This window comes from Halomonas sp. H5 (genome assembly GCF_050613175.1).
GTDB classification, from domain to species: Bacteria; Pseudomonadota; Gammaproteobacteria; order Pseudomonadales; family Halomonadaceae; genus Bisbaumannia; species Bisbaumannia salifodinae.
Genome location: NZ_CP192510.1, coordinates 639965 through 663133, shown reverse-complemented (window position 1 = coordinate 663133; position 23169 = coordinate 639965). Strand labels below are relative to the sequence as shown.

The window sequence follows — 23169 nt, the reverse complement described above, 5'->3', positions numbered from 1 at the left end:
GCCACCATGAACCTGAGCCAGATCGCCTACCGCCGTCGCCCCGTGCTCTACCTGGCCACCCTGCTGGCCATGCTGCTCGGCGTCTACAGCTACTTCACCCTGCCCGCCCGGGAGGACCCGGAGATCCTGGTGCGCGAGGCGGTGATCACCACCGAATTCCCCGGTCTGCCGGCGGAACAGGTGGAGGAGAACATCACCAAGGCCCTCGAGGAGAGCGTTCGCACCATCGGCGAGATCAAGGAGCTGCGCTCCACCTCCCTGCGCGGCCGCTCCATCATCCATGTGCAGATCCAGGATCGCTACTTCGACCTGGAGCAGATCTGGGACGAGGTGCGCCACAAGGTGGCCACGGCCCGCCCCCGGCTGCCCGAGGGCACCCGGGACCCGGTGATCAACACCGACTTCGGCGACGTGGCGGTCATCACCGTGGCCCTGACCGCCCCGGACTACCCCCAGGCCGACCAGCAGGAGATCGCCGAGCATGTGCGCGCCCTGCTCTACGGGGTGGAGGGCACCAAGAAGGTGGAGCTGCTGGGCATTCAGGAGCAGCGCATCTTCATCGATATCGCCGAGGCGCGGCTCGCCGAGCTGGGCCTGACCCCGAGGGACCTGGCGGCGCAGATCCAGCGCCGCAATATCTTCCCCCCCGGCGGCGTCATGGAGGTGGACGAGCAGCGCCTGGCCCTGGAGGTCAGCGGCGAGTTCAGCGACCTCGCGGCCCTGGGTGATGCCGAGCTGCGCCTGCCCGAGGGCGGCACCCTGCGCCTGCGCGACCTGGGCGAGATCCGTCGCGGCTATCAGGACCCCGCCGAGCGCGGCGCCTACTTCAACGGCGAGTCGGCCATCGTCTTCGCCCTCTCCATGCTCGACGGGGCCAGCGTGCTGGACTACGGCGAGGCCGTCCAGGCCACCCTGGCGGAAGTCCGTCCCAGCCTGCCGGCGGGCTACCGGCTGGAGATCATGACCTTCCAGCCCGAGCAGGTAGCCAACGCCGTCTACGGGGTGACCCGCAGCGTGATCCAGACCCTGGCCATCGTGCTGGGGGTGGTGATCCTCTTCCTGGGCATGCGCACCGGGCTGATCGTCGGCTCGATTATCCCCACCGTGATGCTGGTCACCCTGGCGATCATGGGCCTGATGGAGGTCAGCCTGCAGCGCGCCAGCCTGGCGACCCTGGTGATCGCCCTGGGGCTGCTGGTGGACAACGCCATCGTCGTCGCCGAGGACTTCAAGACCCGCCTGGAGGCGGGCCTGGACCGCGACCGGGCCCTGGAGGAGAGTGGCCGCGAGCTGGCCCTGCCGCTGCTGTCGTCCAGCCTGACCACCATCCTGGTGTTCCTGCCACTGATGCTCGCCGTCCACGCCGCCGGCGAATACACCCGCTCCATCTCCATCGTCATCGCCATCACCCTGCTGAGCTCCTGGTTCCTGTCGCTGACGCTGACTCCGGCCCTCTGCCATCGTTTCCTTAAGGCGCCCTCTCGCAGCGACACCGGCGGCGTTACCGGCGAGGCGACCGACGGCCCCAATCTCTCCGACCGGGTCTTCAACTGGGTGTCGCGGCGCTATGGGCTGCTGCTGGTGCGGGTGCTGCACCACCGGGCGCTGTTCCTCGGCCTGATGGGCCTGGCCCTGGTGGCCGGGCTGGCCATGATGCAGGCGGTGCCCCACAAGTTCTTCCCCGATTCGGACCGCAATCAGGTGCTGGTGACCCTCGACTTCCCCTCGGACAGCGCCGCGGGCACCACCGACCGCCGGGTCCAGGCGCTGAGCCGGGAGCTCGGCGAGGCGCCCGGCCTGGCCGCGGACGTCACCGGCGTGGCCGCCTATGCCGGCTTCGGCGGGCCACGCTTCGTGCTCTCGCTGACGCCCATCGACCCGGCCCCCAACAAGGGCTTCATGGTGCTCAACGTGGCCGACCGCGACCGGGTCGCGGCGGTGATCCAGGCCACCCGGGACTACCTGGGCCGCCACCACCCCGACCTCTCGCCCCAGGTGACGCGGATGTTCCTCGGCCCCGCCGACAGCACCCTGCTGCAGGTCCAGGTCAAGGGCCCGGATCGGGAGGTGCTCTTCGCCAGCGCCCGGGAAATAGAGGCCTTGCTGCATAAGCTGGAGGGTAGCCGCGACGTGCGCCAGAGCTGGGAGGCGCGCATTCCGTCGCTGCGCATCGCGGTGGATCAGACCCAGGCGCGCAATGCCGGCATCACCTCCGAGGACATCGCCCAGTCGCTGGCCGGCGCCATCGACGGCTACCGCCTCAGCCACTACCGGGAGGGGGACGACATCATCCCGGTGATGCTGCGCTATGCCGATCAGCAGCGCCACAGCCTCGAGCGGCTGGCCTCGCTGACGGTCTATCCCCTGGGCGAGCCCGGCCCCGGCGTGCCCCTCAACCAGGTCGCGGAGATCCGCCTCGACAACGGCTACTACCGCATCGACCGGGAGAACCTGGTGCGCACCATCACCGTGGAGGGGCGTCATGACACCCTGACCGCCGAGGACATGGTGCCGCGCCTGGAACCGGCGCTGCGCGAGCTGGAGGCGGGCCTGCCGCCGGGACACTGGATCGAGTTCGATGGGGTGGTCACGGAATCGGCGGAGGGTCAGGCGGCGCTGCAGGCCAACCTGCCACTCTGCATCGGCCTGATCTTCGTGCTGCTGGTGGCCCAGTTCAACTCCTTCAAGCGCCCCCTGGTGATCATCGCCACCATTCCCCTGGTGATCGTCGGGGTGGCCCTGGGGCTGCTCGCCTCCCGGGCCGATTTCGGGTTCATGGTGCTGCTGGGCATCTACAGCCTGGCCGGCATCATCATCAATAACGCCATCGTGCTGATCGATCGCATCGATATCGAGCGCCAGAATCCCCTGCTCTCGGGGCGCGACGCGGTGATCCGTGCCTCGGCGCGGCGCCTGCGCCCGATCCTGATGTCGGCCATCACCACCATCCTCGGCTTCCTGCCCCTGGTCCTCGGTCGCGACCCGCTGTTCTACGGCATGGCCGCCGCCATGGCCTTCGGCCTCGGGGTGGGAACCATCATGAGCCTGGGCATGGTGCCGGTGCTCTATACCCTGTTCTTCGGCATCGACACCCGCAAGACGCCGCGGAGGAGCGCGCCATGAACCAGATCGCAAATAGCGCCGAGACCCGGGAGCGGCTGATCCAGGCGGCCATTCAGCTCTTCGGCGAACACGGTTTCAAGGGCACCACGACCCGCCAGCTGGCGGAGGCCGCCGGTGCCAATATCGGCTCCATCGCCTATCACTTCACCAACAAGCACGGCCTCTATCTGGCGTCGGCGGCGTATATCGCCGACGAGCTGCATCGTCGCCTGGCGCCGCCGCCGCTGCCCGCCCCCACGGACCGGGTGGCCAGCTTCGCGACCCTGCGCACCCTGGTCGCGCGCATGGTGCATACCTTTACCGAGGACGACGACTGCCGCCAGTGGCTGCTGCTGGTGATCCGCGAGCAGGTCAGCCCCGGCGAGGCCTTCGATATCCTTCAGGCCCGGGCCTTCCAGCCGATCCAGATGACCCTGAGCACCCTGATCGCCAGGCTGACCGGGCGCGACCCCGACGACAGGCGGGTGATCCTCGAAACCCATACCCTGGTGGGGCAGATCGTCTTCTTCCTGGTGGGCCGCGAGCCACTGCTGCGCCGCCTGGGACAGGACGGCTATGACGCGGCGACGGTGGCGGAGATCGAGGCCCTGATGGCGGCCCAACTGGCCCGCTACGCCTGAGGCTCGGAACGACGCGGGCGGACCCGAGGGTCCGCCCGCCGCTGGCACCGCCTCGCCGGCGCTATCCCTTGGGCCCCAATAGCAGCCAGGCAATCAGGCCGATCAGGGGGAAGAACAGCAGGATCAGGATCCACAGCAGCTTGACCACCGGCCCCGCGCCGCTCTTGGCCACCTTGACGATGGCCCAGATAACGATGATCAGCCAGATCAGCCCGAACAGGCCGGCCACTTCGATCCCCATGGTCACACTCCTTCGTGGGCGCTTGGTGAGGCCTCAGGAGTAGCACGCTTTCGGTGTCAGGCACAATCGCGACCCGGCCCGGCTTGGCATTCCCGGCCCCGGCCGCCATTATCATCCCCTGTGACTCACCGCCACCGGAGCCCCTGACCTTGGCCGTCGACCTGCTGCTCAATGCCGCCATCTTCCTCGCCGCCGCCGTGCTGATGGTGCCGCTGTTCAAGGCCCTGGGGCTCGGCGAGGTACTGGGCTACCTGGTGGCCGGGGTACTTATCGGCCCCTCGGTGCTGGGGCTGGTGCCGGACGCCGAGGGGGTGCTGCAGTTCTCCCAGGTGGGCATCGTCGTCCTGCTCTTCGTGATCGGCCTGGAGCTCAAGCCGGCACGCCTGAAGGTGATGCGCCGGGCGGTGTTCGGCTTCGGCAGCCTGCAGGTGACCCTGACCACCGCCCTCCTGGCCCTGGCCGCCTGGTGGCTGGGGTTGTCGCCCCTGGCGGCCCTGGTGGTGGGCTTCAGCCTGGGGCTCTGCTCCACGCCCCTAGTGCTGCAACTGCTCGGCGAGCGCAAGGAGCTCTCCACCCGCCAGGGCCGCAACGGCTTCGCCCTGCTGCTGTTCCAGGACCTGGCGGCGATCCCGGTGCTGGCGGCCATTCCCATCCTCGCCGCCGGCTCGCTACTGGCGGCGGGCCCCGAAGTGCTGCTGTGGGAGGCGGCCCTGGCGCTGGGCGCCTTCCTGGTGCTGATCCTCGGCGGGCGCTACCTGCTGCGCCCGCTCTTCCATCTGGCCGCCCGCACCCGGAGCCGCCAGGTGTTCACCGGCACCACCCTGCTGGTGGTAATCGGTGCCGCCCTGCTGATGGAGCTGGCCGGCCTCTCCATGGCCCTCGGCGCCTTTATCGCCGGGGTGCTGCTGGCCGATTCCGAGTATCGCCACAGCATCGAGGCGGATATCGAGCCCTTCCGCGGCCTGCTGCTGGGGCTCTTCTTCATGGCGGTGGGGATGATGGCGCAGATCGGCCTGCTGGCGGAGATACCGCTGACGGTGCTGGGCCTGACCCTGGGGCTGCTGCTGCTCAAGGGCGCCAGCCTGGTGCTGGCCAGCCGCCTCTATGGCGGCTCCTGGAAGGAGGCCACCGGCCTCGGGGTACTGCTCTCCCAGGGCGGCGAATTCGCCTTCGTGCTGCTCACCGCCGCCGCCGCGGTGGCCCTGCTCGACCGCGAGCTCACCGAGCTGCTGGTGCTGGTGATCTCGCTGTCCATGGCCACCACCCCGCTGCTCTATGGCGGCTATGCCCGCTGGCTGCGCCCGCGCTTCGCCAGGACCCGCAAGCGGCCCGGCTACGACACCCCCGAGGACGACGCCCCCCAGGTGATCATCGCCGGTTTCGGGCGCTTCGGGCAGATCCTCGGCCGGGTGCTCCAGGGCCTGCAGATTCCCTATACGGTGCTGGATATCAACGCCGAGCAGGTCGATTTCGTGCGCCGCTACGGCAACAAGGTCTACTACGGCGACGCCGCCCGCCTCGACCTGATGACCGCCGCCGGCGCCGACAAGGCGCGCATCCTGGTGCTGGCCATGGGCGATATCGAGGCCTCCATGCGCATCGCCGAACGGGTCAGGCGGCGCTTCCCCCAGTTGCGCATCTTCGCCCGGGCCCGCAACCGCTACCACGCCCACCTGCTGATGCGCGCCGGCATCCACGACCTGGTACGCGAGATACTGCCCGCCAGCCTGGAGCTGACCCGCGAGGTGCTGGTCGCCCTCGGCCTGCCCCCGGAGCAGGCCGACCACGGGGTGGCCACCTTCCGCGAGCATGACGAGCAGACCCTGCTGCGCCAGCTGGAGGTGTTCGGCAACGAGAGCCAATATATTCAGACGGTCCAGGAGGCGGCCCGGGAGCTGGAAAGCCTCTTCGAGGCCGACGAGGAGATCGCCACCCCACCCGGAGGCCCCCATGCGCAAAAGCGATAAACAGCTCGACAACCGCTTGCGCGGTGCCCTGATGGAGGCCTGCGAACTGGCCCTGGAGAGCGTGCCGGGCTTTCGCTGGCTGACCCACCTGGCCGACTACCAGCGCTTCCCCGATAGCCTGCGCATCGTCTGCGTCTTCGACAGCGATGACGCCCTGGCCCGGGCCCGGGAGGCCCGGGAGGACGACTACCTCTGCCAACTGCTCCAGGCCAAGCTGGCCGCCGCCGCCATCAAGCCCGCGGCGCTGCGCCGTCAGGTGCGCTTCGACAGCGAAGAGGCCTGCCAGCGGGAGCACAAGGGCAACTGGAAGCGGCGCCTCCACGACGCCTGACGCCTCACTCCTTGGGCTTCACGCCTCCCACCACTCGGGCAGCAGGGCCCGCACCTCGCGGCGGGCGAAGCGCTCGTCCATCAGCACCACCACCCCCTCGTCCTCCGGGCCGCGGATCACCCGACCGGCGGCCTGCACCACCTTGGTCAGGCCGGGGATCCGGTAGGCGTAGTCGTAGCCGCGCCCGAAACGCGCCTGGAGCCGGGCGCGCAGCGCCTCGTTGAAGGGGTCCGAGGGCGGCAGCCCCAGGGTCGCGATAAAGGCGCCGATCAGCCGCTCCCCGGGCAGGTCGATGCCCTCGCCGAAGGCCCCGCCCAGCACCGCGAAGCCGATGCCCCGGCCCCCTGGGGCGAAGCCTGCCAGGAAGGCCTCCCGGGCCGCCTCGTCCATGCCGCGGGTCTGGCTGCGCCGGGGAATCTCGGGATGCGCCGCGGCCAGCGCCTCCCGGGCCACCTCCAGGTAGGCGAAGCTGCTGAAGAAGGCCAGGTAGTGCCCCGGGCGGCGCCGGTACTGCTCGGCGAGGGTGGCGACGATGGGCCCCAGGGAGGCGGGGCGATCCGCCAGGCGGGTGGAGATATCGCTACGCACCCTGACTTCTAGCTGCTTGGCGTGAAAGGGCGCGGGCACCGCTTGCCACACCGTGCCCTCGGGCAGGCCCAAGAGGTCACGATGATAGCCGGCGGGGCTCAGGGTGGCGGAGAAGAGCACCGCGCAGTGGGCGGCGGCGAAGCGCGGCGCCAGGAAGTCCGCCGGCACCAGGTTGCGCAGCCCCAGCCGTGCCCTGCCCCGCCCGCGGCGCTCCAGGTCGCACAGGGAGTGGTCACCGAAGCGCTCCGCCAATCGGCCGAAGGCCAGGGCCTCGAAGAGCAGCTCCTGCCACTCCCCCTGGCCGGGGTGCTCCACCAGGTAGTCGCCGAGGCGCGCCACCAGCCCCTGCAGCACCCCCACCAGGCCGCCGGGCAGGCCATCGAGCACACCGTAGGCGGGGCGCTGCGGCGAGCCCTCGGCGAGGCCGCTCTCCCGCACCAGGCCCTGCCACTGACGGCTTAGCCGCTCCAGGCCCCCCTTCAATACCGCGGGGGCGGTGCGCTTTAGGCGATTCAGTCGCGCCTGATCCAGCTCGGCGCTGTACATGCCCCGGGCGCGACCCACCAGGTTATGGGCCTCGTCGACCAAGAGCCCCAGGCGCCAGCCGTCCGATTGGGCCAGGCCATACAGCAGCGCCGTGTCGTCGAAGTAGTGGTTGACGTCGCCGACGATCACATCGCACCAGCGGGCCAGCTCCTGGCCCAGGTAGTAGGGGCAGACCCGATGGGCCAGGGCCAGCTCGCGCAGCGCGCCGCGATCCAGCCAGCCCCGGGCCACCGCCGCCCGGCGCGCCGCCGGCAGGCGATCATAGAAGCCCTCGGCCAGGGGGCAGGCCTCGCCCTGGCAGGGGGTGCCGGGATACTCGCAGGCCTTGTCCCGGGCGATCAGTTCCAGCACCCGTAGCGGGGGGTCGCCCTCGGCGGCGCCCAGGCTGGCCAGGGCGTCCAGGGCCAGGCGCCGCCCCGGGGTCTTCATGGTCAGGAAGGCCAGGCGATCCAGCCCCTGGCGGGGCATAGCGGTGAGCAGCGGGAAGAGGGTGCCGAGGGTCTTGCCGATGCCGGTGGGCGCCTGGGCCAGCAGGCAGCGGCCGGTGGCGGCGGCCTTGTAGGCGGCCTCGGCCAGGGCCCGCTGCCCGGGGCGGAACTCGCCATGGGGGAAGCGCAAGCGGGCCAGGGCGGCGTCCCGGGCGCGGCGATGGGCCGATTCCTGGCGGGCCCAGGCCAGGAAGTCGCGACAGCGGGCGACGAACTCCGCCTCCAGCTCGGCGGCCTCCACGGTCTCGTCGAGGCGGGTCTCCTCGCCGCTGGCAATCTCCAGGTAGACCAGGCGAATCGTCACCCGGGCCAACCCCTCGGAACGACATAGCAGGGCCCCGTAGGTGCGCGCCTGGACCCAGTGCAGGGCGCGCTGGTTGGCGGCCTGGCGCCCCAGGTCGCCGCGGTGGGTCTTGATCTCCTCCAGGCAGGCCTCCCGGGGGTCATAGCCGTCGGCGCGACCGCGCACCACCAGGCACAGGCCCGACTCGCGGAACTCGCCCTCCAGGGGCAGCTCGGCGCGATAATCGGCGCCGCGGCGGGCCACCACCCGGGCATGGCCGGCGATGCCCTCCCGGGCGCTGGGCGCCGGGGTAAAGCGATGGTCCAGGTCGCCGCGCCGGGCGGTGAAATCGCATAGCGCCCGCACCGCCACCCGATAGGTATCCGCCCCGTGATTCATTGCCAACGAACCTGGCAGACCGCCGCGGGGATACCCCGATCATGGAAGAAGGCGAGCCAGCGGCGCTGGTTGTCCTGGAGGCGATCCCCCGGCCCCTTGACCTCGATCAGCCGGTAGTCGCCGCGCTCGGGGAAGCACTGGATCAGGTCCGGGAGGCCGGCCCGGTTGGCCTTGAGGTCCGCCAGCAGGCGCTCGAAGCAGGCACGCAGATGGGCCGGAGGCAGGCTCGCCAGGGCCAGCTCGAGGAGCTCTTGATCCAATAGCTCCCAGGCCACGAAGGGCGAGGCCAGGCCCCGCTTGGCCGCCCAGGTGGCGCGGATCGCCGCCCGGTAGTCGCCATTTTCCAGGCGCGCCAGGCAGGCGTCGAAGCGCGCCCGACGCCGGCTCACGAAGTCGGGGCGATAGAGGTCCGCGGGGCCGCTCTGGAAGGGATGGAAGAAGGCGCCGGGCAGGGGCGCATAGATCGCCTCCCAGCAGAGCAGGCCGAAGAGCCCGGTGAGCAGGCCGTTCTCCACGTAGCGCACCGGCGCCTCGGGCAATGAGAGGTGCTCGGCCACCGCCCGCTCCACCCCGCCGCCGGCCACCAGGGTCTGAGGCAGGGTCAGGGTCAGCCGCTCGGGGGCGGGCTCGGCCGGCGACGGCGTGACCGCCAGGCCCAGGCGCTTCTCGAGGCGCGGCACCAGCCGCGCCAGGGCCTGGCGCTGGGCCTCGCTGGCCGGGGTGTCCAGGAAGGGCCGCGCCAGATCCAGGGCGACGCGATGCTCGCCGAGGCGCTCCAGCAGGCGCAGCCGGCGTACCAGGGCCTCGTCCTCGCCGCCCTGGGCATAGAGGCCGAGCGCCAGCTCGGTATCACCCTGGCGTTCGGCCTCCCGCCCCAGGCGCAGGGCCAGGCGATGCCGCCGGGCCGCCAGCCAGGGATTCCGCGGTGGCTCGGGCAGGTTCTCGGACAGCGCTTCGACCAGGTCGCTCACTGCTTCCCCCGCCGCCAATCGCTCGCCCAGGTCGTGCAGGACCAGGTAGGCGTCCAGCTCCGCGCGGTGCCGGAAGGCCCGGGACTCGGCGCCGAAGGGCACCGTCTCGAAGCGCTGGTGGCCCAGTTCCGTCAGCACGAACTCCGACCAGTCCTGGCGCAGGTTGCCGAAGAACATCAGCCGCAGCCGCTCACAGGTCGGCATCGCCGTAAGGCGCACCAGCCGATCCGGGGCCTCGGGCCACCAGGCGGAGTAACGCCGCGGCGCCGGCATCAGTTCCGGGAGTCGCGTCGTCAGCTCGCCCTTGGTGGCGCGGCTCAGCCCCGCCTCGGCGAGCGTCTCCGCGAACGCCTGGCGCAGCTCCACCAGGCGCAGCTGCCGGCACAGTTCCTCGACGGAGAGCGCCGGGTCCGCCTCCACCAGGCCCGAGGCGATCAAGGGCGCCAGGGCGGCGTCGGTGTCACCGATCTCGGCATAACTGAGCCGCGAGGTGCGAAAGTGCTCGCCGCGGCGCATCACCAGGCGCACCAGCAGCGCCTGGGCGGCCTCGGGCAGGGCGGCGAAGACGCTCAGGAAGTCGCGTTCCTCGCCCCCCAGCAGGTCGTCATAGCGCGCCGCCACCCAGTCCAGGGCGGCGCGGAAGTTGGCCAGGTAGTAGCGGGGATCGCTCAGGGAGGCAATGGGTAGCGGCATCATGGCGCCATGGTAGCAGTTGGCCTCGTGGCTGGCAGGCCGTAGGCTATAGGCGGGTCGCTGGATCTGGCGCCCCACGGGAATCACCACCGATCGACAAGGAGCCTCCATGTCACTGCCCCACCGATGGTCCATTCCGCTGCGCTATGGCGCCTATGCCGCCAGCTGGCTGGGGCTGGCGGCCACCCTGATCGCCTGGCCCCTGGGCGCGCCCTTCTGGTGGACCCTGCCCTTCGCCGGCCTGGTGGCCCTGGGCAGCTGGGATCTGCGCCAGCGCTCGCGCACCCTGCGCCGCAACTACCCGATCCTCGCCCACTTCCGCTACTGCCTGGAGAGCATCGGTCCGGAGATGCGCCAGTACTTTATCCAGTCGGATACCGAGGAGCGGCCCTTCTCCCGGGAGCAGCGCAGCGCCGTCTATCAACGCGCCAAGAACGTGCTCGACAAGAAGCCCTTCGGCTCGGTGCTGGACATGTACGCCGAGGGCTATGAGTGGATCAACTCCTCGCTGGCCCCGGCCGCCCCCCTGGACGAAGCGGCCCTGCGAGTGGAGGTGGGCGGCGAGCGTCGCCACCCCTACCGGGTCAGCCTGCTGAATATCTCCGCCATGAGCTTCGGCGCGCTCTCCGGCCATGCCATCCAGGCGCTGAACCAGGGCGCCCAACGCGGCGGCTTCTACCACGATACCGGCGAGGGCGGCATCTCCCGCCACCATCTGCACGGCGGCGACCTGGTCTGGGAGATCGGCTCGGGCTATTTCGGTTGCCGCGACACCGCGGGCCGCTTCGACCCCGAGGCCTTCGCCCGCAACGCCGCCCGCCCCGAGGTGAAGATGATCGAGATCAAGCTCTCCCAGGGCGCCAAGCCGGGCCACGGCGGTATCCTGCCCGGGGCCAAGGTCACCGCGGAAGTGGCCGAGGCCCGGGGCGTGCCGGTGGGCCAGGACGTGGTCTCCCCGGCCAGCCACTCGGCCTTCTCCACGCCCCTGGAACTGATGCACTTTATCCAGCGGCTGCGCGAGCTCTCCGACGACAAGCCGGTGGGCTTCAAGCTGGCCATCGGTCACCCCTGGGAGTGGTTCGGGCTGGTCAAGGCGATGCTGGAGAGCGGCATCCACCCCGACTTTATCGTCGTGGACGGCGGCGAGGGCGGCACCGGCGCCTCGCCGCTGGAATTCATCAATCGCCTGGGCATGCCGCTGCTGGAGGCGCTGGCCCTGGTGCACAGCAGCCTGGTGGGCGCCGGCCTGCGGCCCAAAGTTCGCCTGGCCGCCGCCGGCAAGATCACCTCCGCCTTCCAGATGGCCCGCGCCCTGGCGCTGGGCGCCGACTGGTGCAACGCGGCGCGGGGCTTCATGTTCTCGCTGGGCTGCATCCAGGCCATGAACTGCCATACCGACCGCTGCCCCAGCGGCGTGGCCACCCAGGACCCGCGGCGCGGCCGCCACCTGGACGTGGCCGACAAGCGCGAGCGGGTCTACCACTTCCACCGCAACACCCTGAACGCCCTGGCGGAGATGCTCGCCGCCGCGGGCCTGGCCCACCCCGAGGAGCTACGCCCGGCGCATATCATGCACCGCATCTCGCGCCACCATATCAGCTCCTATGCGGAGCTCTATCCCTGCCTGGCCCCGGGGGAGCTGCTGCGTCATACCCCCGACCACCCGCTCTTCCAGCGCTTCTGGGAGGAGAGCCGCGCCGACAGTTTCTGCACCCCCGCCAAGGTGGTGGCACTACGTCAGAGCGCCTAAAGCGCTCCCTCCGCCAGCTGCCGGGTCAGCTCGGCGGCGGGAAGCTCCCGGCAACCGGTTACGTTCTGGCCGGCCCCGATAGGAAAGCGCGAGTCGCCGCGATAACGCCGGCCCCGATATGGTGCCCGGCCTAACGGCTGCCTTCCGCTAACTGGCGGGTCAGCTCGGCGGCGGGGATCTCCCGGCAACCAGTTACATTCTGGCCGGCCCCGATAGGAAAGCGCGAGTCGCCGCGATAACGCCGGCCCGATATGGTGCCCGGCCTAACGGCTGCCTTCCGCTAACTGGCGGGTCAGCTCGGCGGCGGGAAGCTCCCGGCAACCGGTTACATTCTGGCCGGCCCAGAGCGGCGAGAAGTCGCCGCTGCCCCGGGCCTCGGCGGCACTGCGCAGGGGCGCGATGGCGGCGGTGGCCAGGGGGAAAGCCGGCGGGGCGTCGCTCAATGGGCCCAGCTCGCACATCAGGCGATTGACGATGCCCCGGGCCGGGCGCCCGGAGAAGAGGTTGGTCAGGGCGGTATGGCGGGCCGCCTCGCCGGCCAGGGCGGCCCGGTGCACGGCACCGGTGGTGGCCTCGGGGCAGAGCAGGTAGGCGGTGCCCACCTGGACGGCGCTGGCCCCCAGCGCCAGCGCCGCCCGCACGCCGCGGGCATCGCCGATGCCGCCGGCGGCGATCACCGGAATGTCCAGGGCCGCCACTAACTGGGGCAGCAGGGCGAAGGTGCCCAGCTGTTTCGTGAGGTCGTGGTCGAGGAAGTGGCCGCGATGGCCGCCGGCCTCCAGCCCCTGGGCGATCACCGCATCGACGCCCCGGGCCTGGAGCCACAGCGCCTCCTCCAGGGTGGTGGCGGTGGAGACGACCCGGGCGCCCCAGGCCTTGACCCGGTCCAGCAGCGCCGCGTCCGGCAGGCCAAAGTGGAAGCTCACCACCGCCGGGCGATGGGCCTCCAGCACCGCGCAGGCCGCCGCATCGAAGGGGCGTCGCCCGGGGCCCGCCGGCACCGAGTCGATATCGAGATCCAGTTCCCGATAGTAGGGCGCCAGGGCCCGGCGCCAGCGCGCCTCGGCGGCCTGGTCCGGGGCGGGTGGGGCATGGCAGAAGAAGTTGACGTTGAGGGGCCCCACCCCCTCCCGGCGATGGCGCGCCAGGGCCGCGTCCAGGGCCTGGCTATCCAGCATGGCCGCCGGCAGCGCCCCCAACCCGCCCCCCTCGCCCACCGCCAGGGCCAGCTCGATACCCTGGGAGCCCGCCATGGGCGCCTGGAGGATCGGCACCTCGATACCCAGTCGCTTGCAGAAGTCGTTCATCCCTGTCTCCTCGTCGAGTCCAGGGAGAGCCTAGCGCGAATCCTCACGACGCCCCAGGCGACCTTGGGCGAGGACGGGTCAGTTGCGCTACCAGGGCAGTGCCTCGCCGCTGCTGTGCCAGAAGCCGCCGCTGGTGCGCAGGGTCAGTTCCTCGATGCGTTGGGCGATACCGGCGGCGGCCTCTTCGGCTTCGATCAGGCCGCCGAAGTTGACCATGCGGGTCTTCACATAGCCGGGGTGAATCTGGGCCACGGCGATGCCGCGGGGCTTGAGGTCCACCGCCAGGGACTTGCCGAAGGCGTTGAGGGCCGCCTTGGAGGCGCGGTAGCCGTAGCGGCCGCCGGAGTCGTTGTCGGCGATGGAACCCATGCGGCTGGTGATATTGGCGATCTTGGCGCCCTCACCCAGGTTGCCCAGCAGCGCCTCGCTGACCCGCAGCGGCGCATAGGCGTTGATCTCCATCTGTTCGCGAATCGAGTCGAAGTCGATGCTCCCCAGCGCCTCGTCCTTGAGCAGGCCGGCGTTGTTGATCAGCAGGTCCAGGCGGCGCCCCACCAGCTCCCGTTGCAGCCGGGTGACGTCTTCGGGGCGGGTCACGTCGATGCCCTCGATCAGCGTCTCGGCGATCTCGCCGAGCTCGGCGGCCGCCTCGCCGCAGCTGCGGCAGACCCCGATCACCGCCCAACCGGCGGCGTGATAGTGGCGGGCCAGGGCCAGGCCGACGCCGCGATTGGCGCCGGTGATCAATACGGTGGAAGTCATCTCAACTCCGGGGTGGGAAAAATGGGCGATGCCTTAAAGGTGGGGGGCGCGGGGCGCCAGTTCAACCCAGGGCCACCAACCAGAGCCCCGCCAGCATGATGACGGTGGCTGATCTTCGATGCAGTGGCCGGGGCGGCGCCCCCTCCAGCTCACTCCGACTCAGCCCAGGGCCACCAGCCAGAGCCCCGCCAGCATGATGGCGGTGGCTGATCTTCGATGCAGTGGCCGGGGCAGCGCCCCGCTCATTTTCAGCCCAGGGCCACCAGCCAGAGCCCCGCCAGCATGATGACGGTGCCGATCAGCTTGGCCGGAGCGGGGCGCTCCTTGAGCCAGAGGATGCCCAGCATCACCCCCAGGGGGATGGAGAGCTGGCGCAGGGCGACGATATGGCTCACCGCATCGCTCTGCGCCAGGGCCACCAGCACCAGGCCATAGGTGGCGGTGATCATCAGCCCGGTCACCAGCAGGCCGAGGCGCTCCTCGGCCCAGAGCCCCGGCAGGCGACGCCGCTCGGCGGGCAGCGCGAGGAGCAGCGGCAGCGCCCAGAGCGGGGTCACCAGGGCCTGGAGCACCATAAAGACCGCCCCGGCGGCCAGCGGCGACACGCCGGTCCCCACCATCAGCGCCAGGGCCTGGGCGTCGATCAGCGAGTAGCCCGCCGTGGCCAGCGCCGCCAGCAGGGCGAAGCCCAGCGCCGGGGTCAGGTAGCTGGCCAGCCGCGGGGCCCCGGCCAGGGGCAGGCAGAGGGCGCCGGCCAGGATCAGCCCCATGCCGAAAAGATCGCCCCCCGCCAGCTCGTGACGGCCCAGCAGCCCCACCGCCACCAGGGGCACCAGCACCACCGGCAGGGCCCGGGCCAGGGGATAGAGCACGCTCACCTCGCCCCGGGCATAGGCCCAGGCCAGGCCGCCCATGTAGAGCATCTGGCATAGCCCCGAGGCGGCCAGCCAGCCCCAGAAGCTCGCCGGCAGGCTCGCCAGGGGCGGCCCCAGCAGCAGCAAGGGGCTGAGCGCCAGGCCCCCGGCGGCGATGGCCAGGGTAAAGAAGGCCAGGGATGGCGCGCGCCGCTTGCCCAGCAGGTTCCAGCCGGCGTGCAGGCACACCGAGACCAGCACCAGGCCGAAGACGGCAGGACTCACGGCCGTTCCCCGTGGGGTCGGGCCAGAGAGGCATCGCTCTCGGCCACCGCCATGGCCAATATCGTGGCCACCCTCACGACCGCTCGCCGCGGGTTCGGACCCGAGGGGGCATCGTTCTCAGCCACCGCCATGGCCAACGTCACGGCCGCTCGCCACGCGCCAGACGAGCATCGATCTCGGCCACCACCGCCGGCAGCTCGGCGAGGGTATCGATCATAAAGTGCGGCTGGGAGGGGGCGAACTGCGCCTCGATGCGCCCGCGACGCTCGGCCAGCTCGGCCGCGTCCAGGTCGCGATACTCGGCATAGGTCAGTCCCAGGGCGTTACCCGAGCAGGTCAGCGCCACCGTCCACATGCCGGCGCTGCGCCCCTCGAGAATGCCCGGCGCGGTGTCGTCCACCTTGACGCAGGCGGCCACGTCACTCACGCCGAGGGCGATCACGTTGGCCAGCGCCTGGGCCGGGTGCGGGCGACCCTTGGGCACCTCGTCGCTGGCGACCACATGATCGGCCACATAGCCGTTGTCCCGGGCCCGGGCCACCACCTGCTCCATCACCACGGCGGGGTAGCCGGAGCAGGAGCCGATCTTCAGGCCCCGCTCGCGCAGCGCGGCGATGGCGTCGAGCGCGCCGGGGATCAACGCCGAGTGCGCGCCGATCTTGGCGATCTGCAGCGGCATAAAACGCTCATACAGCGCATCGACGTCGGCGTCGCCGGGGGCGTGACCCACCGCCGCCTCGAACCGCGCGGCGATCGCCGGGACGTCGCAGAGGGCGCGGATATGCTCCCACTTGCCCATGCCCATGGGCCCGCGGGCCTCTGCCAGGCTGAGTTCGACGCCCAGCTCGGCGAAGGCCTCGACGAAGATCTGGGTCGGGGCGAAGGAGCCGAAGTCCACCACGGTGCCGGCCCAGTCGAGGATGGCGCACTGCAGGCGTTCGGGGGATTGATAGTGCATCGGGGTATCTCCAATGAGTCAGGCGGCGGGACGGCAGTCGTCCACGCCCAGGGTGGCCAGGGCCGCGTCCACGGCATCCAGCAGTTGTGCGATCACGGCGATATCGAGACGGCCGATATTGCCGATGCGGAAGCTCTCCACCTCGGTGAGCTTGCCGGGGTAGATAATGAAGCCGCGGGCCTTGAGCTCGGCGTAGAAGCGCGGGAAGTCGAAGCCGGGATGGGCGGGGCTGAGGAAGGTGGTGATGATCGGCGACAGCCAGCGATCCTCCAGCAGGGTCGCGAAGCCCCGCCGACGCATGCCCGCCACCAGGGCATCGCGATTGGCGGTATAGCGAGCCAGGCGCCCGGCCACCCCGCCTTCGGCGTCATGCTCATCGAGCGCCTGGAGGAAGGCCGCCACCACATGGGTGGGCGGCGTATAGCGCCACTGGCCGGTGCGCTCCAGGTAGCGCCATTGATCGTGCAGGTCGAGGGAGAGCGAGTGACAGCGGCCCTCGGCGGCCGCCAGGGCGTCGCGGCGGGCGATCACGAAACCGAAGCCGGGCACGCCCTCGAAGCACTTGTTGGCCGACGACACCAGCGCCAGGAAGGGGGTGCGCCGGGCGTCCACCGGCACGGCGCCGAAGGCGCTCATGGAATCGACGATCAGCTCGCGGCCCTCGGCGGCCACCGCCTCGGCGATGGCCGCCAGGGGATTGAGGATGCCGGAGCTGGTCTCGCAGTGAATCAGCGCCACATAGCCGATGGCGGGGTTGTCCCGCAGCCGCTCGGCGACCGCCTGGGGGCTGGGCGGGGCGGCGTCGCCGCTGTCGAGCACCTCGAAGGGACGCCCCATGCGCTCGAGCAGGGCGGCCAGGCGCTTGCCGTAGGCGCCGTTGCTCAGCACCAGGGTGGTGCGCGCCGGATCGATCAGGGTACCGAGGGCCGCCTCCACGGCGAAGGTGCCGCTGCCCTGGAGCGGCACGCAGGCATGGCTGCCCCGGGCATTGGCGTGCCCCAGCAGGCGCCGGCAGATCTCGGCGGTCATGGCATTGAAGTCGCTATCCCAGGAGCCCCAGTCGCGCCGCATCGCGGCCTTGACGGTGGCGCTGGTGGTCAGCGGCCCCGGGGTCAGCAGGTAAGGGTCGGTCATGGCATCAAGCATTGGTCTATACCAGTGGATTCGTACAAAAAAATTTGTGCAGCGGCGGGCCTAGCCCGCCTGGCGCCACCCCTGGGCGTGATGCAGCAGCAGATGGCTGAGTGCCGCATGGGCGAGCTTGACCGCCAGGGAGGTGAAGAAGATCAGCACCGCCATGGCCGCCGCGCTGGCGAAGTAGCCGGCCTCGTCCAGGTGCATCACCGCCACCGAGGCCAGGCGGGTATCGCTGGTGTAGAGGAAGACCACCGCCGAGACCGTGGTCATGGCGTTGACGAACAGATACACCGAGATATCCAGCACCGCCGGCAGCGAGACCGGCAGGGTCACGCGGCGGAAGGTCACCCAGAAGGGCACCTTGAGGGAGGCGCCGACCGCCTCGAACTCCGGGTCGAGCTGCTTGAGGGCGGTCACCGAGGTGAGGTGGCAGACGGTGTAGAAGTGCACCAGGGTGTTGAGCACCAGGATCGCCAGGGTGCCGTAGAGCCAGTTCAGCGGGTTGCCGGCCTGATTGAAGAAGAAGATATAGGCCAGGCCCAGCACCATCCCCGGCACCGCCATGGGCAGCATGGCCAGGAAGTGCAGCCCCTGGCGCAGCACGCGATAGCCGTCGCTCTTCTCGATCAGCCAGGCATTGAAGAAGATCACCAGGGTACCGATCAGCGCCACCGAGAAGGCCAGCTTCAGGGAGTTGAACCAGGACGCCCAGCCGCCGCCGGCCAGCATCTCGAAGGCATAGTGCTCGAGGGTCAGCGACAGGTCATAGGGCCAGAACTGCACCAGGGAGGCGTAGATGGCGGTGCCGATCACCAGCAGGATGGCCGCCCCCACGGCGTAGCAGAGCCCTGCGAAGGTCCAGTCGCGCAGCGGGCTGGGGGTGGGCCGCCAGGGCACCGCCCGGGCGGAGAGCTGGGCCACCTGGCGGCGCTGGATCCAGCGATCCACCATGAAGGAGGCCAGGGCCGGCAGCAGCAGGATCACGCTGACCACGGCACCCATCTGGAAGTTCTGTTGCCCCACCACCTGGCGGTAGACATCGGTGGCCAGCACGCTGAACTGGCCGCCGATGATCTTGGGCACGCCGAAGTCGGTGATCGCCAGGGTGAAGACCACGAAGGCGCAGGAGATCAGCCCGTAGCGGGCCCCGGGCAGGGTGATGGTCAGGAAGCTGCGCCACTTGGGTGTACCCAGCGCTTCGGCGGCCTCATAGAGGCGGGCGTCGCTGGTGGAGAGCGCCGTGGTCAGGATCATCAGCGCATGGGGAAAGATCCAGAAACACATGCCCAGGACGATGCCGATGGGACCGTAGATGCTCTGCCCCAGCAGCGCCTCGCGGAACCAGCCCTGGTTGCCGAACAGGTAGACCAGGCTGATGGCCGGCAGCAGCGAGGGTGCCAGGATCGGCAGCACGGCCAGCATGCGGAACAGTCGCTTGCCGGGCATGCAGGTGCGGGTGATGCCGTAGGCGCAGAGGAAGGCCAGGCCCACCACCAGGGCGGTGCTGGTCAGGGCCACCGTCAGGGAGTTGACAATGGAGCCCACCAGGGCCGGGGTCTGGACATAGCGGGCGAAATTGGCCAGGCCGACGAAGTCGCCGGCGCGGTCCTGGAGGCTCTTGACCAGCATGCTGGCCAGCGGGAAGAGCAGCCCCACCACCAGCAGGGCCAGGGCCGCCAGCAGCGCCAGCAGGCGCACCAGCGCCTCGCCGGAGAGCCGTCGCGACCCGTCCATCGGAAACGCCACCCTCATGCCCGCGCCTCCCGGCCCGGATAGAGGCGCAGCGCTTCGCTGGGCAACAGGACCCCCAGGCTCGCGCCGGGCGCCAGGCCCAGGGCCTCGGCGTCGCGCACGGCGATATCCGCGACCAGCGCCTGGTCGGTCTCCGCCAGGGTCAGGCCGACGCGCAGGAAGGCGCCCAGGAACTCGATATGCTCGACCCGGGCCGACAGCCCCTCGTTCGCGGCACACAGCTTGACCGCCTCGGGGCGGATGGCCAGGCGGGCGCGGGTGTCACCGGCGCAGTCATGGGCCGGGCAATCCAGGCGACGCCGGCCCAGGCGCAGGGCATGGGCGCCCTCGGGACGCACCTCGAGGAAGTTCATGCTGCCGATGAATTCCGCCACGAAGGCACTGGCCGGCTGGCGGTAGATCTCGGCCGGGGTGCCCACCTGCTCGATGGTGCCGTGATTCATCACCACGATGCGGTCGGCCATGGCCAGGGCCTCCTCCTGGTCGTGGGTGACCATGATGGTGGTCACCCCCAGGCGCGCCTGCAGGGCCTTGATCTGGCCACGCAGGTGCACCCGCACCCGGGCATCCAGGGCGGAGAGCGGCTCGTCGAGCAGCAGCAGGCCCGGCTCGGTGGCCAGGGCGCGGGCCAGGGCGACCCGCTGCTGCTGGCCGCCGGAGAGCGCCGCCGGGTACTTGGCCTCGCTGCCGGCCAGGTCCACCAGGGCCAGCAGCTCGGCGACCCGCTCGCGGATCCGCCCGCGGTCGTCGCGACGATTGCGCAGCCCGTAGGCCACGTTGTCGAACACCGTCAGGTTGGGGAAGAGCGCATAGGACTGGAAGACGATGCCGAAGTCCCGGGCCTGGGGCGGCAGCCGCGAGATATCGCGGCCGCGCTGGATGATGCGCCCGGCGCTCTGGGGCGCCAGGCCAGCGATGGCCCGCAGCAGGGTGGTCTTGCCGCAGCCGGAGGGGCCCAGGAAGCAGACGAATTCGCCCTCGCGGATGGCCAGGTCGATCTCGCGCAGGGCGGTGAACGGGCCGAAACGCTTGGTCAGGCCGCGGATCTCGAGATGAAGCCCCGCCTCGGCCGCGGCGGCCCGGTCGGTGCCGGCCACGGGAGACAGGGGGGCGGTCAGGGTAGGCATGCGATAACTCCTGGCCCCGGCGCCGCGCGCCGGGGCATTGACGACGGGACTTACTGGCTGTCGGACTTGCCGTCGTAGCGGCGCTGCCACTCCTCGAGCAGGCGGTCACGATGATTGGCCGCCCAGGCGAAGTCGGCGTCGATCATGCGCTCGGCGATATCCTCGGGGTAGTTGTCGATGGGCTGGGCCACGCCGGGGTAGGCGACGACCGCATAGCCTTCGTTGTAGAGCTCGTTGGCCTGTCGGGAGACGGCCCAGTCGAGCAGGGTCTCGGCGGCCTCGCGGTTGTCGCCGCCCTCGATGATGGCCGCCGCCTCCATGTCCCAGCCCAGCCCCTCTTCGGGGAAGACCACCTCGATGGGGGCACCCTGGGACTCGAGGCGCGCGCCGCGGAAGGCGAAGGAGACCCCCACCACCGCCTCGCCGGAGGCGGCCAGGTTGCAGGGCGCCGAGCCGGAGTGGGTGTAGCGGGCGATATTCTCGTGGAGGCGGTCCATGTAGTCCCAGGCGCCCTCCTCGCCCCACAGCTGCATCCAGCTGGCCACGTCCAGGTAGCCGGTGCCGGAGGAGCTGGGGTTGGGCATGATCACCTGGCCCCGGTATTCGGGACGGGTCAGGTCCTCCCAGGAGGTGGGCATGGGCACGCCCTGGCGCTCGCCCTCGATGGTGTTGTAGCAGATGGCCGCCACCCAGGCGTCCATGCCCACCCAGGCCGGGTCCTGGCCGTCGCGGGCCGCCGGGTCGACGAACTTGGGATCCAGCGCCTCGATGCCCTCGGGGGCATAGCGGGAGAGCAGCCCCTCCTCTTCCAGCACCAGCAGGCTGGTGGCGGCCAGGCCCCAGACCACGTCGGCCTGGGGGTTGTCCTTCTCGGCCAGCAGGCGGGCGGTGATCACCCCGGTGGAGTCGCGCACCCAGTTGATCTCGATCTCCGGGTGCGCCTCGTTGAAGCGCTCGGCGTACTTCTGGAGGTCGTCGGACTCCACGGCGGTATAGACGGTCAGCTCGGTGGCGGCCTGGGCGCCGGTGGTCATGGCCAGGGCGACGGCGGTGCCGAGCAGGGAACGGGTAAACAGTGACATGGTGGCTCTCCGGGTCGGGTGAGTGACAACGACTGCTGATCTGGTATAGACCAGAAGTCTGGCGACCTCGGATGACAAGCCGGTGACGGTTAGTTGAAGGCTCGATGAAGGCTAAATGACCTTGCCGTTGCGGGTATTCACGAGCGGAGGCCGTGGAACGCCGGGCGGCGCCACCCTACGCCTTGCCGTCCAGCTCCACGGTGATGCACAGGGCATCATGGAGCCAGTGCTCCTCGTCGTACTCCACCGGGCGGCGGCGTTCATCGAAGATGGCGCGGCGCACGCTGAGCCCGGCGCTGCCGGCGGCCACCCCCAGCTCGGCGGCCTCGCGCTCCGGCAGGGCCTCGGAGTAGAGGCGCAGGGAGCGGTGCGCCAGGCTCAGGCCCCAGCGGCTGCGCAGCTGGCCCCACAGGGAGTGGGAGGCGTAGTCGCCCTCCAGCAGGCCCGGGGCGCGCTCCGGCACCACCCATAGCGACTCCGCCAGCACGGCGCGGTCGTCGACGAAACGGCGCCGGCGAATATGAAAGAGCGGCTGGTCGGCGGACAGGCCCAGGGCCTCGGCGGCGGGAGGATGGGGTCGGGTGTCGGTCAGCAGCACCTCGGTACGCGGGCGGCGCCCCTGGGCGCGCACATAGTCGTTGAAGCCGGCGTCCCGGGTCGGGTCATAGTCGAGGCGCGCCGGCGAGACGAACCAGCCGCGACGGTTGCTGCGGTGGATGCGCCCCTCCCCCTCCAGTTGGGCCAGGGCCTGGCGCAGGGTGACCCGGGTGGTCCGGAAACGCTCCGCCAGGGTGCGCTCGGCGGGCAGGCGCCCCTCCACGCAGGCGTCGGGATCGCCGAGCAGCTCGCGCAGGCGATCGGTAAGGCGCAGATAGTAGGCGTCGCTCATGCCAGGCTCCCAGTCAGACGCGGGTGATGGCGGCGGTCGACGAAGAGGCTGTTGCCGGGGCGGCGCTTGGCCTGGGCCTTGAGCTCGGAGAGCTCGGCGGCCAACTGGGGCGGCGCCAGCGCCTCCCCCGCCGCCACCGGCCGCGCCGCCAGCGACAGGCTGACCAGCGGATGGAAGACCGACTCGCCCCGGCGATTCTCGCACACCAGGCCGCCGGCGACGCGGTGTTCGGGGCGATAGAAGTCGGGCACCAGGGCGGCGAAATCGGCGAGGATCGCCTCGCAGGTGGCCCGCCAGTCGTCGCCCCCCAGCAGCAGCATGAAGTCGTCGCCGCCCACATGGCCGAGGAAGTCATCGGCATCGCCCAGGCGCGCCAGCAGCAGCCGCGACAGCGACAGGAGCATCCGGTCCCCCTCGGCATAGCCGTAGCCGTCATTGTAGGCCTTGAAGTGATCCAGGTCGGCGAAGACCGCCACCAGGGCCTGTCCCTGGCTCAGCCGTTCGGTGAGGGTCTCCTGGATCAGGATATTGCCCGGCAGGCCGGTCAGGGGGTTGGCGTTGCGCGCCTGGCGCACCTGGATGGCGGTGATCTCCCGCAGCAGGTCGATGATATTGCCCATGCCCCGGTAGCGGCCCTCGCCGTCGACGATCACGAAGTCCTCCTGCTGCAGGCCGCGGACATCGGTGATGCGCTGACTCAGGGCCTCCAGGGGCGTCTCCTGAGTCACGCCGAGCCACTGGCGGTCGGCGATCTCGCCCACCTTGCTGCGGGAATGCAGGGCATGGCTATAGGGGTTGGTGAAGAGGGTCAGGAACTCGTGGCGGCGCACCACCGCCAGCGGCCGCCCCTCCTCCACCACCGGCACGCAGCGCAGCGCCAGGCCGGCCGCCTCCAGGTAGGCCAGGGTCAGGCCCTCGCGGAAGTCGCGCTCCAGCAGGTGTCGCTCGCTCGATGCCATGCCCGCACTCGTTGCCATGGAAAACCACAAGGATGCGGCAAGGCGATGGCAAAGCCA

The 23169-nt window shown here is 70.6% G+C and carries 18 protein-coding genes; 5 read left to right on the top strand and 13 right to left on the bottom strand.

What is annotated here, in order from left to right:
• Positions 1-6: 6 nt before the first annotated feature.
• Entirely contained in the window at positions 7-3123 is a 3117-nt protein-coding gene (locus ACQ1W9_RS03045; protein ID WP_431025268.1) for an efflux RND transporter permease subunit, read from the top strand.
• Positions 3120-3743, top strand: coding sequence for a CerR family C-terminal domain-containing protein (locus ACQ1W9_RS03040; RefSeq protein ID WP_431025267.1), 624 nt, complete (start codon positions 3120-3122; stop codon positions 3741-3743). The genes ACQ1W9_RS03045 and ACQ1W9_RS03040 overlap by 4 nt, the downstream gene beginning before the upstream one ends.
• Positions 3744-3804: 61 nt before the next feature.
• Here the strand turns inward: ACQ1W9_RS03040 and ACQ1W9_RS03035 are convergent, their stop codons facing one another.
• A complete protein-coding gene (locus tag ACQ1W9_RS03035) occupies positions 3805-3984 on the bottom strand; it encodes a PLDc N-terminal domain-containing protein (RefSeq protein ID WP_146802006.1) in 180 nt (59 codons plus the stop codon).
• A 149-nt stretch (positions 3985-4133) separates the two neighbouring features.
• Here ACQ1W9_RS03035 and ACQ1W9_RS03030 point away from each other — a divergent pair, with 149 nt between their 5' ends.
• Entirely contained in the window at positions 4134-5951 is a 1818-nt protein-coding gene (locus ACQ1W9_RS03030; protein ID WP_431025266.1) for a monovalent cation:proton antiporter-2 (CPA2) family protein, read from the top strand.
• Complete coding sequence (locus tag ACQ1W9_RS03025) at positions 5935-6282, top strand: Fis family transcriptional regulator (protein ID WP_431025265.1); 348 nt, start codon at positions 5935-5937, stop codon at positions 6280-6282. Before ACQ1W9_RS03030 ends, ACQ1W9_RS03025 begins: the two co-directional genes overlap by 17 nt.
• An 18-nt stretch (positions 6283-6300) precedes the next feature.
• Here the strand turns inward: ACQ1W9_RS03025 and ACQ1W9_RS03020 are convergent, their stop codons facing one another.
• Together ACQ1W9_RS03020 and ACQ1W9_RS03015 are read right to left on the bottom strand one after the other, a co-directional pair.
• Positions 6301-8586, bottom strand: coding sequence for an ATP-dependent DNA helicase (locus tag ACQ1W9_RS03020; protein ID WP_431025264.1), 2286 nt, complete (start codon positions 8584-8586; stop codon positions 6301-6303).
• The gene (locus ACQ1W9_RS03015; RefSeq protein WP_431026399.1) at positions 8583-10253 is read right to left on the bottom strand and encodes a VRR-NUC domain-containing protein; all 1671 of its coding nucleotides are present in this window, start codon (positions 10251-10253) and stop codon (positions 8583-8585) included. Before ACQ1W9_RS03015 ends, ACQ1W9_RS03020 begins: the two co-directional genes overlap by 4 nt.
• A gap of 106 nt (positions 10254-10359) precedes the next feature.
• On the opposite strand from ACQ1W9_RS03015, the gene ACQ1W9_RS03010 reads away from it, so the two are divergent.
• Complete coding sequence (locus ACQ1W9_RS03010) at positions 10360-12000, top strand: FMN-binding glutamate synthase family protein (RefSeq protein WP_431025263.1); 1641 nt, start codon at positions 10360-10362, stop codon at positions 11998-12000.
• A 263-nt stretch (positions 12001-12263) separates the two neighbouring features.
• Here ACQ1W9_RS03010 and ACQ1W9_RS03005 read toward each other — a convergent pair whose 3' ends face one another.
• The 10 genes from ACQ1W9_RS03005 to ACQ1W9_RS02960 all read right to left on the bottom strand — a co-directional run bounded on the left by ACQ1W9_RS03005 (position 12264) and on the right by ACQ1W9_RS02960 (position 23112).
• Positions 12264-13307: an NAD(P)H-dependent flavin oxidoreductase gene (locus ACQ1W9_RS03005; protein ID WP_431025262.1), complete on the bottom strand. Its 1044-nt coding sequence runs from the start codon at positions 13305-13307 to the stop codon at positions 12264-12266.
• A gap of 87 nt (positions 13308-13394) precedes the next feature.
• Positions 13395-14069 carry an SDR family oxidoreductase gene (locus tag ACQ1W9_RS03000; protein WP_431025261.1) on the bottom strand — a complete coding sequence of 225 codons (675 nt, stop codon included), beginning with the start codon at positions 14067-14069 and terminating at the stop codon, positions 13395-13397.
• A 248-nt stretch (positions 14070-14317) separates the two neighbouring features.
• Positions 14318-15208, bottom strand: coding sequence for a drug/metabolite transporter (locus tag ACQ1W9_RS02995; RefSeq protein ID WP_431025260.1), 891 nt, complete (start codon positions 15206-15208; stop codon positions 14318-14320).
• A 139-nt stretch (positions 15209-15347) separates the two neighbouring features.
• The gene (gene phnX / locus ACQ1W9_RS02990; protein ID WP_431025259.1) at positions 15348-16166 is read right to left on the bottom strand and encodes a phosphonoacetaldehyde hydrolase; all 819 of its coding nucleotides are present in this window, start codon (positions 16164-16166) and stop codon (positions 15348-15350) included.
• Positions 16167-16184: 18 nt separating this feature from the next.
• On the bottom strand, positions 16185-17300 hold the full coding sequence (locus ACQ1W9_RS02985) for a 2-aminoethylphosphonate--pyruvate transaminase (RefSeq protein WP_431025258.1): 1116 nt from the start codon (positions 17298-17300) through the stop codon (positions 16185-16187).
• A 60-nt stretch (positions 17301-17360) separates the two neighbouring features.
• Positions 17361-19055 (bottom strand): putative 2-aminoethylphosphonate ABC transporter permease subunit, encoded by a 1695-nt coding sequence (locus tag ACQ1W9_RS02980; RefSeq protein WP_431025257.1) that lies wholly within the window; start codon positions 19053-19055, stop codon positions 17361-17363.
• Positions 19052-20182 (bottom strand): putative 2-aminoethylphosphonate ABC transporter ATP-binding protein, encoded by a 1131-nt coding sequence (locus ACQ1W9_RS02975; protein ID WP_431025256.1) that lies wholly within the window; start codon positions 20180-20182, stop codon positions 19052-19054. The genes ACQ1W9_RS02980 and ACQ1W9_RS02975 overlap by 4 nt, the downstream gene beginning before the upstream one ends.
• Before the next feature lie 50 nt (positions 20183-20232).
• On the bottom strand, positions 20233-21264 hold the full coding sequence (locus ACQ1W9_RS02970; protein ID WP_431025255.1) for a putative 2-aminoethylphosphonate ABC transporter substrate-binding protein: 1032 nt from the start codon (positions 21262-21264) through the stop codon (positions 20233-20235).
• Between the two features lie 175 nt (positions 21265-21439).
• Positions 21440-22153 (bottom strand): UTRA domain-containing protein, encoded by a 714-nt coding sequence (locus tag ACQ1W9_RS02965; protein WP_431025254.1) that lies wholly within the window; start codon positions 22151-22153, stop codon positions 21440-21442.
• Positions 22150-23112, bottom strand: coding sequence for a diguanylate cyclase domain-containing protein (locus tag ACQ1W9_RS02960; protein WP_431025253.1), 963 nt, complete (start codon positions 23110-23112; stop codon positions 22150-22152). The genes ACQ1W9_RS02965 and ACQ1W9_RS02960 overlap by 4 nt, the downstream gene beginning before the upstream one ends.
• Positions 23113-23169: the final 57 nt, after the last annotated feature.